At 64.2% G+C, this 15,742-nt stretch carries 12 protein-coding genes and 1 pseudogene; 7 read left to right on the top strand and 6 right to left on the bottom strand.

The window, feature by feature from the left end; all coding sequences use genetic code 11:
- Positions 1-1,549, top strand: a 1,549-nt coding sequence (locus tag ACFE72_RS17990) for an ABC transporter transmembrane domain-containing protein (protein WP_375414480.1), incomplete at its 5' end; no start/stop codon positions are given.
- A gap of 95 nt (positions 1,550-1,644) precedes the next feature.
- Here ACFE72_RS17990 and ACFE72_RS17985 read toward each other — a convergent pair.
- The 3 genes from ACFE72_RS17985 to ACFE72_RS17975 form a co-directional block, all read right to left on the bottom strand.
- The gene (locus tag ACFE72_RS17985; protein ID WP_375414479.1) at positions 1,645-2,127 is read right to left on the bottom strand and encodes a GNAT family N-acetyltransferase; all 483 of its coding nucleotides are present in this window, start codon (positions 2,125-2,127) and stop codon (positions 1,645-1,647) included.
- 8 nt (positions 2,128-2,135) lie between these two features.
- Positions 2,136-3,167, bottom strand: coding sequence for a peptidoglycan -binding protein (locus ACFE72_RS17980; RefSeq protein ID WP_375414478.1), 1,032 nt, complete (start codon positions 3,165-3,167; stop codon positions 2,136-2,138).
- A gap of 254 nt (positions 3,168-3,421) precedes the next feature.
- On the bottom strand, positions 3,422-4,414 hold the full coding sequence (locus ACFE72_RS17975; RefSeq protein WP_375414477.1) for a flagellar motor protein MotA: 993 nt from the start codon (positions 4,412-4,414) through the stop codon (positions 3,422-3,424).
- A 183-nt stretch (positions 4,415-4,597) separates the two neighbouring features.
- Between ACFE72_RS17975 and ACFE72_RS17970 the strand changes: the two genes are divergently transcribed.
- The 4 genes from ACFE72_RS17970 (at position 4,598) to ACFE72_RS17955 (ending at position 11,411) form a co-directional block, all read left to right on the top strand.
- Positions 4,598-5,407 carry a DUF1295 domain-containing protein gene (locus ACFE72_RS17970; protein WP_375414476.1) on the top strand — a complete coding sequence of 270 codons (810 nt, stop codon included), beginning with the start codon at positions 4,598-4,600 and terminating at the stop codon, positions 5,405-5,407.
- Positions 5,407-6,432 carry an SAM-dependent methyltransferase gene (locus ACFE72_RS17965; RefSeq protein ID WP_375414475.1) on the top strand — a complete coding sequence of 342 codons (1,026 nt, stop codon included), beginning with the start codon at positions 5,407-5,409 and terminating at the stop codon, positions 6,430-6,432. The genes ACFE72_RS17970 and ACFE72_RS17965 overlap by 1 nt, the downstream gene beginning before the upstream one ends.
- A gap of 402 nt (positions 6,433-6,834) precedes the next feature.
- The gene (locus tag ACFE72_RS17960; protein ID WP_375414474.1) at positions 6,835-8,040 is read left to right on the top strand and encodes an efflux RND transporter periplasmic adaptor subunit; all 1,206 of its coding nucleotides are present in this window, start codon (positions 6,835-6,837) and stop codon (positions 8,038-8,040) included.
- Positions 8,041-8,240: 200 nt separating this feature from the next.
- Positions 8,241-11,411 (top strand): multidrug efflux RND transporter permease subunit, encoded by a 3,171-nt coding sequence (locus tag ACFE72_RS17955; RefSeq protein WP_375414473.1) that lies wholly within the window; start codon positions 8,241-8,243, stop codon positions 11,409-11,411.
- Between the two features lie 134 nt (positions 11,412-11,545).
- Here the strand turns inward: ACFE72_RS17955 and ACFE72_RS17950 are convergent.
- A pseudogene (locus ACFE72_RS17950) lies at positions 11,546-11,989 on the bottom strand (aminotransferase class I/II-fold pyridoxal phosphate-dependent enzyme); the annotation flags it as partial.
- A gap of 99 nt (positions 11,990-12,088) precedes the next feature.
- Between ACFE72_RS17950 and ACFE72_RS17945 the strand changes: the two are divergent.
- Both ACFE72_RS17945 and ACFE72_RS17940 read left to right on the top strand, forming a co-directional pair.
- Entirely contained in the window at positions 12,089-12,985 is an 897-nt protein-coding gene (locus ACFE72_RS17945; protein WP_375414472.1) for an EamA family transporter, read from the top strand.
- A gap of 126 nt (positions 12,986-13,111) precedes the next feature.
- Positions 13,112-14,137 carry an NAD(P)H-dependent glycerol-3-phosphate dehydrogenase gene (locus tag ACFE72_RS17940; protein ID WP_375414471.1) on the top strand — a complete coding sequence of 342 codons (1,026 nt, stop codon included), beginning with the start codon at positions 13,112-13,114 and terminating at the stop codon, positions 14,135-14,137.
- Between the two features lie 158 nt (positions 14,138-14,295).
- Here the strand turns inward: ACFE72_RS17940 and ACFE72_RS17935 are convergent, their stop codons facing one another.
- Both ACFE72_RS17935 and ACFE72_RS17930 read right to left on the bottom strand, forming a co-directional pair.
- Positions 14,296-14,961 (bottom strand): DJ-1/PfpI family protein, encoded by a 666-nt coding sequence (locus ACFE72_RS17935; RefSeq protein WP_375414470.1) that lies wholly within the window; start codon positions 14,959-14,961, stop codon positions 14,296-14,298.
- On the bottom strand, positions 14,958-15,737 hold the full coding sequence (locus ACFE72_RS17930) for a DUF2182 domain-containing protein (protein ID WP_375414469.1): 780 nt from the start codon (positions 15,735-15,737) through the stop codon (positions 14,958-14,960). The genes ACFE72_RS17935 and ACFE72_RS17930 overlap by 4 nt, the downstream gene beginning before the upstream one ends.
- Between the last annotated feature and the right edge of the window lie 5 nt (positions 15,738-15,742).

The following is a 15,742-nucleotide window of genomic DNA, read 5'->3' as shown; positions in this document are numbered from 1 at the left end:
GATCGCGGTGGTCGCGGTGCTGGCTGTTGCCAGCGCTTCGCGGCATTATCTGGTGATGACCATCGGCGAGCGCATCGTCGCCGACTTGCGGCGCGACGTATTCGCGCATCTGATCTCGCTGTCGCCGGCGTTCTTCGATTCGGCGCGCAGCGGCGAATTGATCTCGCGGTTGACCGCCGACACCACCCAGATCAAATCCGCGGTGGGCTCGTCGGTATCGATCGCGTTGCGCAATCTGATGCTGTTCGTCGGTGCCGCCGCGATGATGGTGATCACGAGCCCCAGGCTCTCGGGTTTTGTCCTCTTGGCGATCCCGCTGATCGTGATTCCGCTGGTGGCGTTCGGGCGCTGGGTGCGGCGGCTGTCGCGCAACGCCCAGGATACGCTGGCCGAGGCCACCGCCTATGCCTCGGAACTGGTCGGCGCCATCCGCACCGTGCAGGCCTACACCAACGAAAAACTCGCCAATGCGCGCTTCCGCGGCGAGGTCGAGCAGGCCTATGAAGCCGCGCGCGGTTCCAGCAAGGCGCGTTCGGTGCTGACCGCGATCATCATCTTCATCGTGTTTTCCAGCGTGGTGATGATCCTCTGGGTCGGCTCCCATGACGTGCTGAATGGCGCCATCAGTCCCGGCCGGCTCGGCCAGTTTGTATTATATGCGGCGTTCGCGGCGGCCGGTCTCGGCCAGCTCAGCGAAGTCTGGGGCGAGGTGTCGGCGGCCTCGGGCGCGGCCGAGCGGCTGTTCGAAATCCTGCATGTGAGATCGTCGATCGTGGCGCCGGCGTCGCCGCGGGTGCTGCCGCAGCCGGCGCGCGGCGACGTGGTGTTCACCCATGTCAGCTTTGCCTATCCGACCCGGCCGGACGCGCTGGCGGTCGATAATGTCTCGCTGTCGGTGCGTGCAGGCGAAAAGGTCGCGATCGTCGGTCCGTCCGGGGCGGGAAAGAGCACGCTGTTTCATTTGCTGCTGCGGTTCTACGACCCTTCGAGCGGCGCCATCGCATTCGACGGGGTTCCGATCCGCGATGCCGATCCGCGCGAGGTGCGCGCGCGCATCGCATTGGTGCCGCAGGATTCGGTGGCGTTCGCGGCCTCCGCGCGCGACAACATCCGCTTCGGCCGGCCCGATGCGACCGATGCCGAGGTCGAGCGCGCCGCCGGGCAGGCCCACGCCACCGAATTCATCCGCCGCCTGCCGCGGGGGTTCGAGGCCGAACTCGGCGAGCGCGGCGTCACGCTGTCCGGCGGCCAGCGCCAGCGCATCGCCATCGCCCGCGCCATCCTGCGCGACGCGCCGCTATTGCTGCTCGACGAGGCGACCTCGTCGCTCGACGCCGAATCCGAAACGCTGGTGCAGACCGCGCTGGAGGAATTGATGCGCCACCGCACCACGCTGGTGATCGCGCACCGCCTCGCCACCGTATTGTCCTGCGACCGCATCATGGTGATGGACCAGGGCCGCATCGTCGAGCAGGGCACCCACGCCTCGCTGGTGGCGGCCAACGGGCTCTATGCAAGGCTGGCGCGGCTGCAGTTCGAGGGGGTGTAGGTTGTCGTCCCCGCGCAGGCGGGGACCCATAACCACCGATCTTCGTTATGGGGCAACATGCGGCAACAGCCGACTCTTGCCGCAATCAATAGTGTCTATGGGTCCCCGCCTGCGCGGGGACGACGTAGTGCGGCCTTCCATTCCATCCGCAACACCGGCTTCCCGGATGTCGGGTTCACATCGCCGCCGGCATCGACAAAACCGTTGCGTCGGTAAAACCTGATCGCCCGCGCGTTGTCGGTGTTGACCAACAGCGTGATGCCGTCGGGTGACAGCCTTTTTGCTTCGTCGACCAGCGCGTTGCCGAGATCGGACCCCCAATGCTCGCGGCCGACCACCAACTGGTCGAGATAGCCCGTGGCATCGATGGTGACGAATCCGGCCAGTGCGCCGCTCTGCTCGGCGACAACGATCGTCGCATTCGGCGCCAACTCCCTGCGCCAGCGCTCGCGCCACCACTTTACCCGCGCGCCGAAGTCGATCGACGGATAGGCCTGCTGCCAGGTGTCGCGCCACAGCGCGATCGCGGCGTCTTCATCCGCGGCGCGATAGGAGCGAAGGTGGAAGGACCTCGTCAAGCATCACCTCACCGTTCCGTCAGCTTCAATTCGATGCGGCGGTTGCGCTTGTAGGCCTCTTCGGTGGCGGCGGTATCGAGCGGCTGGAATTCCGCAAAGCCGGCCGCGACCAGCCGCTGCGGCGGCACGCCGAGCGAGACCAGATACTGCACCACTGAAATCGCGCGCGCCGACGACAATTCCCAGTTCGACTTGAACACCGGGCTGTTGGTGATCGGCCTGACGTCGGTATGGCCGTCGACCCGCAGCACCCAGGCGATTTCGGCCGGAATCTGCTTGTCGAGCTCGGTCAGGGCGGTCGCGAGCTTGTCCAGTTCGGCGCGGCCTTCGGAAAGCAGCAGCGCCTGCCCCGCGTCGAAAAACACCTCGGACTGGAACACGAAGCGGTCGCCGACGATCCGGATGTCCGGCCGGTTGCCGAGGATCGAGCGCAGCCGTCCGAAAAATTCCGAGCGGTAGCGCGACAGCTCCTGCACCCGCTGCGCCAGGGCCACGTTCAGCCGCTGTCCGAGATCGGCGATGCGGCCCTGGCTCTCCCTGTCGCGTTTTTCCGAGGCATCGAGCGCTTCCTCGAGGGCAGCGAGCTGGCGGCGCAGCGCCGATATCTGCTGGTTCAGCACCTCGACCTGCGCCAACGCCCGAGCCGACATCTGCTTTTCGGAATCCAGCGCCTTGTTGAGCTCGGTGGCGCGGCCGGCGGCGTCGCTTCCGGCGCCGGCAAGGCCGTCATAGAGCCCCTTGACGCGGTCGCGTTCGGCTTCGGCGGAGGCAAGGCCGGCGCGCACCTGCGAGAGCTGGTCATTGAGGGTAAGCCCGGTGAGCTTTTCCAGCGACAGCAGCTCGTTCAACTGCGCGAGCTTGGCGTTGAGCTGCTCCAGCGCCTTATCCTTGCCGGTGACCTCCTGCGACAGGAAGAACTGCACCACCAGGAACACCGACAGCAAAAATACGATCGACAGCACCAGCGTCGAGAGCGCGTCGACGAACCCGGGCCAGTAGTTGAAACCGCTCTCGTTGCGGCGGGTGCGGGCAAGGGCCATTCAAAAATTCTCCACTCTCGTGTCCCGGACGCGGGTATCCCGACGGATGCGGCGTTCTTCACGCTGCTTGGTAGAATCAGGACCGTTACGAACTCGAAGCGTCAATTGCCGGGCTTGCCCCTGCCGGATTCCCACATCTCGTCATACGCGGGTCAGGCCCGCGCATGACGAAGTTGTTACGGCTCCGGCCCTGCAGCGTTCCGCTCCCGCGAAGTGCGACACGCTGCGCTGCGTCCGGGTACAATGCCAGTTTCTCAATTCTTCTCCGGTTGCCTTGCGAGGCGTTCCAGCAGTTTCCTGATCTCGCGGTTCTGTTCGCCCTGGCCGTCGGCCCATTCCCGGATCATCTGCTGCTCGGTGCGCATATGCGCGACCAGGCCCTGAATCGCTTCGGCGAGATTGGCCATCGCCGCGGTGGTGCCGCGGTTGTTGCCGCCTTCCTCCATCGCCGTGCGCAGCCGCTCGATGGCGTTCTGCAGGTCGCCGCTGGCGCCGGCGGCGCTCTCGCCTGAATATTCCCGTACCGTGGAGGCCAGCCAGTCTTCGAGATCGGTATAGAACCGGTTCTGCGCCTGGCTCGACTGCAGATCGAGAAAGCCCAGGATCAGCGAACCGGCCAAGCCGAACAGCGACGACGAGAACGAAATGCCCATGCCGCCCAGCGGCGCCGCGAGGCCCTCTTTCAGCGTATCGAACAGCGCGCCGGCGTCGCCGCCGACTTTCAGCCCGTCGATCACCTTGCCGACGGAACCCACGGTTTCGATCAGGCCCCAGAAGGTACCGAGCAGGCCGAGGAACACCAGCAGGCCGGTCATGTAGCGGGAAATGTCGCGGGCCTCGTCGAGCCGCGTGGCGATGGAATCCAGCAGATGGCGCATGGTCTGTTGCGAGATGGTCATGCGCCCCGACCGCTCGCCGCCGAGAATCGCCGCCATCGGCGCCAGCAGCGTCGGCCGCCGCTCGATGGCCAGCCCGGGATCGGCGATGCGGAAACTGTTGACCCACGACACCTCGGGATAGAGCCGGATCACCTGCCGGAACGACAGGATGATGCCGATCAGCAGCACCGCGCCGATCAGGGCGTTCAGCCCCGGATTGGCGAAGAAGGCGGTGATGATCTGCTTGTAGAGCACGACCAGGATCAGCGCGCACAGCACCAGAAACACCAGCATCCGCACCAGGAAAATCCGGGGCGAGGACAGTTTTGTCAGTTCGATCTCCATCGTGGAGCGGGCAGTGGGCGCCATATGGCATCAGTCCGGTTTTGGGGGAGCATCGTTTCCGGCCTCAATATGGCACAGGGACGGCGGGAAAACAGACTCGGTCAGGTTGTTTTCACCCGTATCCATGGAACTTCAGGATGAAACCGGGCTTAAACATCAGCGTATTTCCAAAATAGTTTGGCGTTTGAGGCTGTTAGCGGGATTTGCATGCTTATTTTATACTTCGAAGCTTTGGCCGCGATCGCAGTGTCGCTGTCGGTACTGATGGCGGGTGCCTGGGTGGTGCAGCAGCACACCGGCAATTCCGGCTGGGTCGATACCATCTGGACGTTCTCGCTGGGGCTGGTCGGCGCCGGCGGCGCGCTGTGGCCGGCGGGGGGTGCTGCGCCCAACGCGCGGCAATGGCTGGTGGCGGCGCTGGTGGCGATCTGGTCGCTGCGGCTCGGCTCGCATATCGCCGCGCGCAGCGCCGCGATCACGGACGATCCGCGCTATGCCGCCTTTGCCAGCAAATGGGGCGTCGACTCCCCGCGCAAGATGTTCATCTTTTTGCAGAACCAGGGGTTGGGTTCGATCCCGCTGGTGTTTTCCATTTTTGTAGCGGCGCGGTTTCCATCTGACGTGCTGCGCATCCAGGATTATCTCGGCGCGCTGATCCTGCTGATCGGCATTGCCGGCGAAGCGCTCGCCGATTCGCAGTTGAAAAACTTCCGAACCGATCCTGCCAACAAGGGCCGCGTCTGCGATGTCGGGCTGTGGCGCTGGTCGCGGCATCCCAATTATTTCTTCGAATGGTTCGGCTGGCTCGCCTATCCGGTGATCGCAATTTCGACCGGCTATCCCTGGGGCTGGGCGACGCTGCTGGCGCCGGTGTTCATGTACTGGATCCTGGTCCATGTCACCGGCATTCCGCCGCTTGAACAACAGATGCTGCGTTCGCGCGGCGCGCGGTACCGCGACTACCAGACGCGTACCAGCATGTTCTTTCCATTGCCGCCACGTAAAGGAGCGATCTGATGAGTTTCGTTTCCTCGATTATCGGCACTGCCGAGCGCGTGCCGCTGCCCGACATCGTGATCCGCGCCGCGATCCAGCGGCTGTGCTCGCGCACCGCCACCAGACTCGCCAGCGGCAACGCCGAGAGCGACGCCTCGTTCGCCGACGAGATGGCCGCGCGCCACATCGCCGAATATACCGACGAGGCCAACGCGCAGCATTACGAGGTGCCATCGACGTTCTTTGCCAAGGTGCTGGGCCCGAACCTGAAGTATTCGTCGTGCTTCTACAAGGAGCCGGCATCGACATTGAGGGAAGCCGAAGAAGAGTCGCTGCGGCAGACCGTCGAGCATGCCGACCTGCACGACGGCCAGTCGATCCTCGAACTCGGCTGCGGCTGGGGCTCGCTGTCGCTGTGGATGGCGCGGCAGTTTCCCCACGCGCAGATCACCGCGGTGTCGAATTCGCATTCGCAGCGCATCCATATCGAAGCCGAGGCGGCGGCGCGCGGACTGAAAAACCTGCGCGTGATCACCCAGGACATGAATGTGTTCGATCCGCAGCTCACCTTCGACCGCGTCGTTTCGGTGGAAATGTTCGAACACATGATGAACTGGCACGAACTGATCGTGCGGGTGCGCTCCTGGCTCAATCCCGACGGCCGCTTCTTCCTGCACATCTTCACCCACCGCGCCGGCGCCTATTTGTTCGACCGCGCCGACCGCGAGGACTGGATCGCGCAGCATTTCTTCACCGGCGGCGTGATGCCGAGCCATCATCTGATCCGGCAATATGCCGATCTGTTCGAGGTCGAAAAGGAATGGCGCTGGAGCGGCGTGCACTATCAGCGCACCGCGCAGGACTGGCTTTCCAATTTCGACGCGCACCGCGCCGAGATCAACGGCATTCTCCGCCCCATCTATCGCGGCGACACAAGCCTGTGGATGCGGCGCTGGCGCTGGTTCTTTTTGGCGACCGCCGGCGTGTTCGGATATGCCGGCGGCAGCGAATGGGGGATCAGTCAGTACCGGATGAAGGCGGCGTGAAATCCGGTTCGTCATTGCCGGGCCTTATGCCGGCATCCACGTCTTTCTTTCCGATGTGGAGCAAAGACGTGGATGGCCGGGACAAGCCCGGCCATGACGATGAAGGCGCTGCCCGGCCCTTGCGCCGGGCATGACGTAGACCGCGCCGTCATGCCGGGCCTTGTGCCCTCCGCGCGGATAACAGCTGAGTCACGATCGTGTGAGATCGCAAAACTCTCCGCGCGTTCAATGCGCTAGGGCTGTGTGACATTGAGCCGCCGCAAAATATGTTGCATTGCAACTGAAGCTGTCTAACTTCCATCCCATCAAAGATGCTGCGGAGTCGCGAGGCGAAGCTGCGAGCCTTGCGGTTCGCGGGGGTTTGGCGCGTGCGTCCGCGCAAACAGGAATTTCTGAAAGCTGATGACACGTTTCAACATACGACCGGCCTCGGCTGCTCTTCTGGTGTTCGGCCTCGCGCCGCTTCTCGGTGGATGCGACGATCCGAATGTCGCGGCAGCAGCCACGCCGCAAACCGCCGAGCCCGAAGTGAGCATCGTCACCGTGGTTCCGCGCGCGCGTGCCATCGTGCGCGAATTGCCGGGGCGCATCGCGCCGACGCGGATCGCCGACGTGCGGCCGCGCGTATCCGGCATCGTGGTCGAGCGCACCTTCAGTCAGGGCAGCGAGGTCAAGGCCGGCGATACGCTGTACCGGATCGATCCGCGGCCGTTCGACGTCGAGTTGCAATCCAATGAGGCGGCATTGGCGCGGGCGATCGCGGTGTACGACCAGGCCGCGCAGCAGGCGCGGCGCGTTGCGCTGCTGACCAGCCAGCGCGCGACCACCGAAGTGGAAAACGAGAAGGCCATTGCGGCGATGCGCCAGGCCGAAGCCGACGTCGCCGGGCGCAAGGCCGACGTCGCGCGCGCCAGGCTCAATCTCGATTATGCCACCATCCGAGCGCCGATCGACGGCATCGTCGGTGCCGCGCTGGTGAGCGAGGGCGCGCTGGTGGTGCAGAACGACGCATCGAACCTCGCGACCATCCAGCAGCTTGATCCGATCTATGCGGATTTCACGCAATCGGTCGGCGAACTCCATCATCTGCGGCGTTCCTTCGACAGCGGCGACCTGGAACGCATCGCCCCCGGCGCCGCCAAGGTCCGCCTGGTGCTCGACGACGGCACGCCTTATGCGCTCACCGGCAAGCTGCTGTTCTCCGATGCCAAGGTCGACGCCCATACCGGACAGGTTACGCTGCGCGGCGAATTTCCCAACCCGAAGCGTGAATTGCTGCCGGGCATGTATGTCCGCGTGCTGATCGAGCAGGGCATCGACAGCGACGCGATCGCGGTGCCGCAGCAGGCGATCCAGCGCAACAGCGGCGGCGGCAGCGAGGTGTTCATCGTCAAGGCCGACAACCACGTCGCCACCCAGCCGGTGCGCACCGGATCGGTGCAGGACGGCCAGTGGTTCGTGACCGAGGGCTTGAAGTCGGGCGACCGCGTGGTGGTCGAAGGCTTTCAGAAGTTCGCCGCCGGCGACAAGGTCAAGCCGCAGGCCTGGACCGAGGCCGACGCGTCGGCAGGCTCGGGGCCGGATCACACCACGCAAGCGCGCCGGTAAATTCATGATCGTTGTTGATCGCGCGTCCGCGCGCCACACATCAGATGTCGTCCCCGCGAAGGCGGGGACCCATACGCCGTGTCGTTTCAATTTGAACGATGTCGTTGCAACGTTCGTGCGCAATCATAGACGCCTGGGGTTATGGGTCCCCGCCTTTGCGGGGCCGGCGGCGGAGTGTGCGGCGAGGCAGAGGTAAGGCGATGCCCGCTTTCTTCATCGACCGGCCCATCTTCGCCTGGGTCGTGGCCCTCTTCATCTGCCTGATCGGCGTGATCGCGATCCCGCGGCTTCCGGTGGCGCAGTATCCGATCATCGCGCCGCCCTCGATTTCGATCTCCACCAGCTATCCCGGCGCCTCGCCGGAAAACCTCTACAACAGCGTGACGCGGCTGATCGAGGAGGAGCTGAACGGCGCGAACGGCATCCTGAATTTCGAATCCACCAGCGACGCACTGGGCCAGGTCGACATCGTGGCGAACTTCGTGCCCGGCACCGACACCGGCATGGCGTCGGTGGAGGTGCAGAACCGAATCAAGCGCGTCGAGGCGCGGCTGCCGCGCGCGGTGATCCAGCAGGGCATCCTGGTCGAGGAAGCCTCCAGCGCCGTGCTGCAGATCGTCACGCTGCGCTCGACCGACGGCAGCCTCGACGAGGTCGGCCTCGGCGACTTCATGATCCGCAACGTGCTCGGCGAAATCAGGCGCATTCCCGGCGTCGGCCGCGCCACGCTGTATTCGACCGAGCGCAGCCTGCGCATCTGGATCGATCCCGCAAAGCTGGTCGGCTACGGCCTCACCGCCGACGACGTCACTAGGGCGATCAACGCGCAGAACGCGCAGGTCGCCTCGGGAAGCGTCGGCGCCGAGCCGTCCACGCCGGCGCAGAAGATATCCGCGCTGGTGCTGGTCAAGGGCCAGCTCGGCACGCCGGACGAATTCGGCGCCATCACCTTGCGCGCCAATCCCGACGGTTCGACCGTGCGGCTGCGCGACGTCGCCCGCATCGAGATCGGCGGCCTCGGCTACCAGTTCACCACCCGCCTGAACGGCAAGCCGACCGCCGGCCTGTCGGTGCTGCTGTCGCCGACCGGCAACGCGCTGGCCACCGCGAGCGCCGTCGAAGCCAAGATGAAGGAACTGGCTAAATTCTTTCCGGCCAATATCGCCTACGAGATTCCCTACAACATCACGCCGGTGGTCAAAGCCTCGATCGAGAAGGTGCTGTCGACGCTGGTCGAGGCGGTCGTGCTGGTGTTCGTCGTGATGTTCCTGTTTCTGCAGAACATCCGCTACACCATCATTCCGACCATCGTGGTGCCGGTGGCGCTGCTCGGCACCTCGGCGGTGCTGCTGCTGGCCGGTTATTCGGTCAACATGCTCACCATGTTCGGCATGGTGCTGGCGGTCGGCATTCTCGTCGACGACGCCATCGTGGTGGTGGAGAATGTCGAGCGCATCATGGCGGAGGAGGGGCTGCCGCCGAAACAGGCCACCCGCAAGGCGATGGCGCAGATCACCGGCGCCATCGTCGGCATCACGCTGGTGCTGATGGCGGTGTTCGTGCCGATGGCGTTCTTTCCGGGATCGGTCGGAATCATCTACCGGCAGTTCTCGGTGACCATGATCGCGGCGATCGGATTTTCCGCGCTGCTGGCGCTGTCGTTGACGCCGGCCTTGTGCGCGACGCTGCTCAAGCCGGTGGCGGCCGGCGGCGGCCACGCGCGCAACGGCCTGTTCGGCTGGTTCAACCGCGGCCTCGATTCGGTGAAGCATCGCTATTCCGGCACGGTGGGCTGGTCGCTGCGGCGCACCGGACGCCTGATGCTGATCTACGCCGCGCTTTTGCTCGGGCTCGGCTGGGCGTTCGGCCGGCTGCCCGGCGGCTTCCTCCCCGTCGACGACCAGGGCTTCATCACCACCGACGTGCAGACGCCGTCGGACTCATCCTTCAACCGCACGGAAGCCGCGGTCGAGCGCGTGGAAAAATACCTGGCGCAGCGCGCCGGCGTCGAGAACGTCACTTTCCTTACCGGCTTCAGCTTTCTGGGCCAGGGCATCAACACCGCGCAGGCGTTCATCACGCTGAAGGATTGGTCCGAGCGTCCTTCAAAAGATTCCGCCGCCGCCATCGTCGCCGACATCAACAGGGACCTGTCCTCGATCCGCGACGCCAGGATCACGGCGCTGCAACCGCCGCCGATCGACAATCTCGGCAATTCCTCCGGCTTCAGCTTCCGCCTGCAGGACCGCGGCCAGAAGGGCACTCCGGCGCTGGCCGGTGCCGCCGACCAGCTCATCGCCGGCGCCAATGCCAGTCCGGTCCTGCAGAAGGTCTACGTCGAAGGGCTGCCGCCGGGTCCGCAGGTCAACCTGATGATCGACCGCGAGAAGGCCGGCGCCTTCGGCGTCACCTTCGAGGACATCAACAGCACGATCTCGACCAACCTCGGCTCCAGCTACGTCAATGACTTTCCGAACCGCGGCCGCATGCAGCGCGTGATCGTGCAGGCCGATTCCGGCGGGCGCATGAATGCCGACGACATCCTGAACTACAACGTCAAGAACAGCCGCGGCCAGCTGGTGCCGTTCTCGGCCTTCGCCGCCGTGGAATGGTCGAAGGGGCCGACCCAGATCGCGGGATTCAATTTCTATCCGTCGGTGCGCATCAGCGGCGAGGCGAGGGCGGGCTACACTTCGGGCGATGCGATCGCCGAGATGGAGCGGCTCGCCGGCCAACTGCCGCGCGGTTTCGGCTATGAGTGGACCGGGCAATCGCTGCAGGAAAAGCTCTCCGGTTCGCAGGCGCCGTTCCTGCTCGGCCTATCGGCGCTGGTGGTGTTTTTGTGTCTTGCCGCGCTCTACGAGAGCTGGACCATTCCGCTGGCGGTGCTGCTCACCGTGCCGCTCGGCATTCTCGGCGCGGTGCTCGCCGCGGCGCTGCGCGGCCTGCCCAACGACGTCTATTTCACCGTCGGCCTGGTCACCATCATCGGGCTCGCCGCCAAAGACGCCATCCTCATCATCGAATTCGCCAAGGATCTGCGCGCCCAGGGCAAGCCCTTGATCGAAGCCACCATGGAAGCCTGCGCCCTGCGCTTCCGTCCGATCCTGATGACCGGCCTCGCCTTTGTCTGCGGCGTGCTGCCGATGGTGATTGCCGGCGGCGCCGGCGGCGCCAGCCAGCAGGCGCTCGGCACCAGCGTGATGGGCGGCATGATCGCGGTGGTGATCCTGGCGCTGCTGATGGTGCCGGTGTTCTTCGTGAGCGTGACGCGGTTGTTCGGGCGGGGCGGGGAGGCGGAGGCGGAGCGGTCTCTTCCCTCCCCCCGTGCGGTCAAAGGTGATGCGGACGAAGTTCGCGCCCATTCTTGATCCATATCAACCGCTGGGTCGCTCGACGATGCCATTCGAAGCAGCCGCAAGTGACGGCAAGCCGGCGCCGTGAGGATTGCCAGTACCTCTCCGATGGCGCCGGCTTGGCCCCGCTGATGCACGAGCAAAATCGCCCTTGTGTTCGGCGTGATCTTGCGTTCGAGATCGGTATGCAGGTCGTCATCGGCATCCACCAAGACCGGCCGGCCACCCGCGAGGATGATACTGCTCGGGTCGGCGGCAAATGCAAAGCCTGAACACAGCACGTCGTCTCCCGGCTTGATGCCAAGTGCCATGAGACTGACTGTCAGGGCTGCGGTGCCACTCGAAACAGCGAGGGCATGCTTGACCTTGAGGAATTCGCAAATCGCCGCTTCGAAGCGCCCGACTTCCGTATCCTGGATTAAACGACCGTCGTAACGAAATAGGAGCTTGCGTTCGATCACGCGTTTGATCGCGTCCAGTTCGCTGGTCCCTATATCTACATCTCCTTTGTCGAATCGAGGCCAGCGCGTGGCGCGCACCGGAGGTCCGCCGCGAATCGCAAGCTCGGCATTTGGCAGGGAATGAGCATCCATCTGCTACTTCAGAGCGAGTTATAATAATTATACATGCATAAATAGTTTTTGCTTGACGCAAGTCCATGTTGTAAAGCTGTCATAAATCATTCACAGCGAGTGAACGTCCTTGTTGAAGGCGCCGCGCTGCGTATCAAGCTGGTTTGGGCCGAGCCGTTGATAGACAACAGTATTCTCATCGCGGTGCTCGGGGCCGCCGTTCTCAACGCGGGTTGGAACAGTGCCGTCAAGATTGGCGGAGACCGCGTCGTCGTTATGGCAATGGTTACGTTTGCCGGGAGCCTGGCGTCTCTCCTCGTATTTCCGTTTACGGTGATGCCTGCCGCGGCGTGCTGGCCTCTTCTCGTCCTCTCAATCGGTGTCCATACAGCGTACCATTTCATGCTTCCGATCGCCTACAACCATGGCGATCTCGGCCAGGTCTATCCGATAGCCCGCGGGTCGGCGCCGTTGCTGGTGACGATTTGCGCAGCCGTGATCTTTGGAGAAGTCCCGAGCGTCTTCGCGCTGCTCGGCGTCATCATCTTGGCGGGCGGCGTGATCTATACGGCGTTCGGGCGGAGGGGACAGGCGGATACCAAAACCATCGTCTTCTCTCTAGCCACCGGTCTGTTGATCGCCTGCTACACCGTTGTTGATGGTGCAGGTGCACGCATGTCGGGATCGGCATTTGGCTTCGCCGTCCTGCTCACGATCGGCGACGGCGTCGCCACGCTAATCATCGTGCTGTGGTGGAAAGGGGCTTCCATATTTCGTATGGATCAGAAAACGATCGCTCTGTGTTCGGTGGCTGGAATGATGCAGATCTCAGCCTACTGGATAGCGGTTTGGGCGCTGGCACGCGCGCCCATGGGATCAGTTTCGGCGCTGCGCGAGACCAGCGTGTTGTTTGTTGCGCTGATATCGACGTTTATCCTGCGGGAGCGTGTCGGTATCGATCGCATCGTGACGGCCGTGCTGGTCTGCATCGGTATTGGACTCATCCGGATAAGTTGAGCGGTTTGATTGCTGATCAGATCCTCGGCCGGATGCAAAACCCGTACTCGATCACTCGCACCATCGGAATTGAGAGATGCGGCGCAGTAATCCATTGTTGCGGCAATATTCCAGCCAGGGATCAGAATGACTGCTTCGATCAATCACTTCGGCGTTGTTGGCGGCGGTGCCTGGGGCACGGCCCTCGCCTTGCTTTTCAATCGCGCCGGTCGTCGCGTCACGCTATGGATGCGCAGTCCCGATCTTGCAGATCAGCTACGGAAGGATCGCGAGAACAAGGCTTATCTGCCGAGCATAAAAATTGACGCACGCATCGGGATCACGGCGGACATCACCGACCTCACCTCTTGCGATGTACTGGTACTGGCTGTTCCTGCTCAGCAAACCCGTCGGGTATGCAAGGTACTGCTTCCTTACCTGGGCGACGACAAGACCCTTATTGCGGCAGGCAAGGGAATCGAACTGGTCACGCATAAACTGATGAGCGAGGTCATAAGCGAGGAGTTGCCTGGCTATCCGGTCTACGTTCTGTCCGGGCCGAGCTTCGCCGTCGAGATCGGGCGCGGACTTCCGTCCGCATTGACTCTCGCCGGAGCGGACGGCGTGCAGGCCATGGCACGGGCCATCTCATCGCCATCCTGCCGGATTTATACTACCGATGACGCATTAGGCGCGCAGATCGGGGGGGCCATCAAGAACGTTCTGGCGATTGCCTCCGGCATCGTTGTGGGACGAGGCCTCGGCGAGAATGCGCGGGCGGCCCTGATGACGCGAGGTCTGACCGAGATCATGCGGCTGGGCAATGCCTTGGGCGCGAGGCCACAAACCCTGATGGGCCTGTCAGGGTTCGGCGACGTCGTGTCCTGCTGTACAAGCACCCTGTCGCGCAACATGTCGCTTGGTATCGCGCTTGGACAAGGGCGAGACTTGAGCGATGCGCTGAAAAGCGCGGGCGGTGTCACCGAAGGGGTTGCGACGGCGACTGCTGTTCTTGGGCTGGCTGCGATGCTCAATGTCGATATGCCGATCGTCTCTGCGGTCGAGACGGTCTTGCATGGAAGGGCATCCATCGACGATATCTCTTCGCGCTTGCTGTCACGCCCGCTGCGTCACGAGACGGAACCGATCTTCGAAGACCTGATGCAATCATAGCCCGCTACCGCCTGATGGCAAACGCAAGTCATTGAGTCGCTGCTCGCTGTCTATTGCCAGGCAATGGATCTTCTTTTGAACGGCTCTCAGGTCGACGGACGCGGTCAAGCCTCGCGCATGGCGCGCCGGCCGGGTTTCGGCGTGCCTTGTCGCAGGCTTCAGCGCGGTCCCCAGTTCATGTCGCACTCCGGCACCTTGGGGATCGCGCCCGTCACGGGCGGCTTCGGGAAATACTCCGTCGTGACTTGGACGCGTTCGGCGCTCTCAGCGTCGAACAGCAAGGAAATAAGTTGCAGCGCCTCGTCGAGGCCGGACGAGATGCCGCCCCCGGTCAACCGCTTCTCCTCGCCGCCAGGGGTCTGCCGTTTCGAGACCAGGAAGCGCGGGTGGGTGGTATCCACGGTGACGTCCGGGAATTTCTGCAGGCATGCGACGAAGGCCCAATGCGTCGTCGCCTTGTGATGATCCAGCAGGCCCGCACGCGCCAGCAATAGCGCGCCCTCGCATACCGAGCACACCCATGTGGCGTGGCGTGCGATGCGGCGGAGATATCGAAGGTACGGTGAATCGGGATCCCTCATGATGTCTTCGAGCGCTTCGGGTTTGCCCCCGGGCACCCACAGGATATCCAGCGCCGGCTCGTCAGCGAAACTCCCGCCGACCGTGAAAGTCACGCCGTTGATGGATGTGACGGGCTTGCCGTTCGAGGAGACCAGGACGGTTTTCAGAGCGTTGCCGTTCTGGCCGGCCCAGTAGAACATCTCCAGCGGGCCCGCGACGTCGAGCAGATTGACGCCTTCGTAGACGGGTATTCCCAGTTTCATGGCAAAACCTCCCTGATGCGGCGTTGTTGCGCCGGCCAGCCGCGGGCGCGCGCTGCGGCGATGCGCAGGGCCTTGCCGGGACCGCGCCAACGCCACCCCAGCGGGGCCGGGCTTTCCAGCCGTTCGGCGGCGACAAACAGCGCCGCGACCGCCATCGCCATGACGTGAGCGGGCCCTACGCAGAGGATCAGCAGCATCAACGCCCAGCACGCACCGACACAGGACGCTCCGTTGATCAGCCCGAACCCGAACGCGTCACGGTCCGCCGCCGCGCCGAAAGCGGCGAGACGGGGTTGGCGGTGGCACCGGTTCAGGCACCATTGCTTGGCGGGCGAAATCTGCCACCCCGCTGCAATGGCGGCCGCCAGGCCGAGGCCGATCAGCGGCGTCGGTAAAGCCGGCAGCGCGACCAGCGCGACGGCTTCAAGTCCGACCCCCGCAGCCAGCCATACCCCTGTATAACCGGCGACGAAAAGAAGCGTCGCCCGTGCGCGGCGCCTCGCGAAGCTGCGGTCGCGAACCCGGCGCAGCGGCGCGATGATCAGAGGCGGCATCATGGCGGCAACCATCAGCGCCCAGCCGGACGCGAGCGCGCCGGGAGCGTTGAGCATGAGCGCGGCGTCGAGCGGAAGCGACGGCGGCGCCCAGAGCTTCCCGGTCGCGCACAGCGCGGCCGGACTTGTGCCGCCGGTACCCAGCATCAGCGCCGACCAGGCGATACAGCACGTCGTCCAGAGCACGACACGCCACGGTTCGGCCCGGGGTACGCCTTGCATGTTAC

It is taken from the genome of uncultured Bradyrhizobium sp., from assembly GCF_964252615.1.
Lineage (GTDB): Bacteria > Pseudomonadota > Alphaproteobacteria > Rhizobiales > Xanthobacteraceae > Bradyrhizobium.
This window is presented reverse-complemented; position numbering and strand designations above follow the sequence as displayed.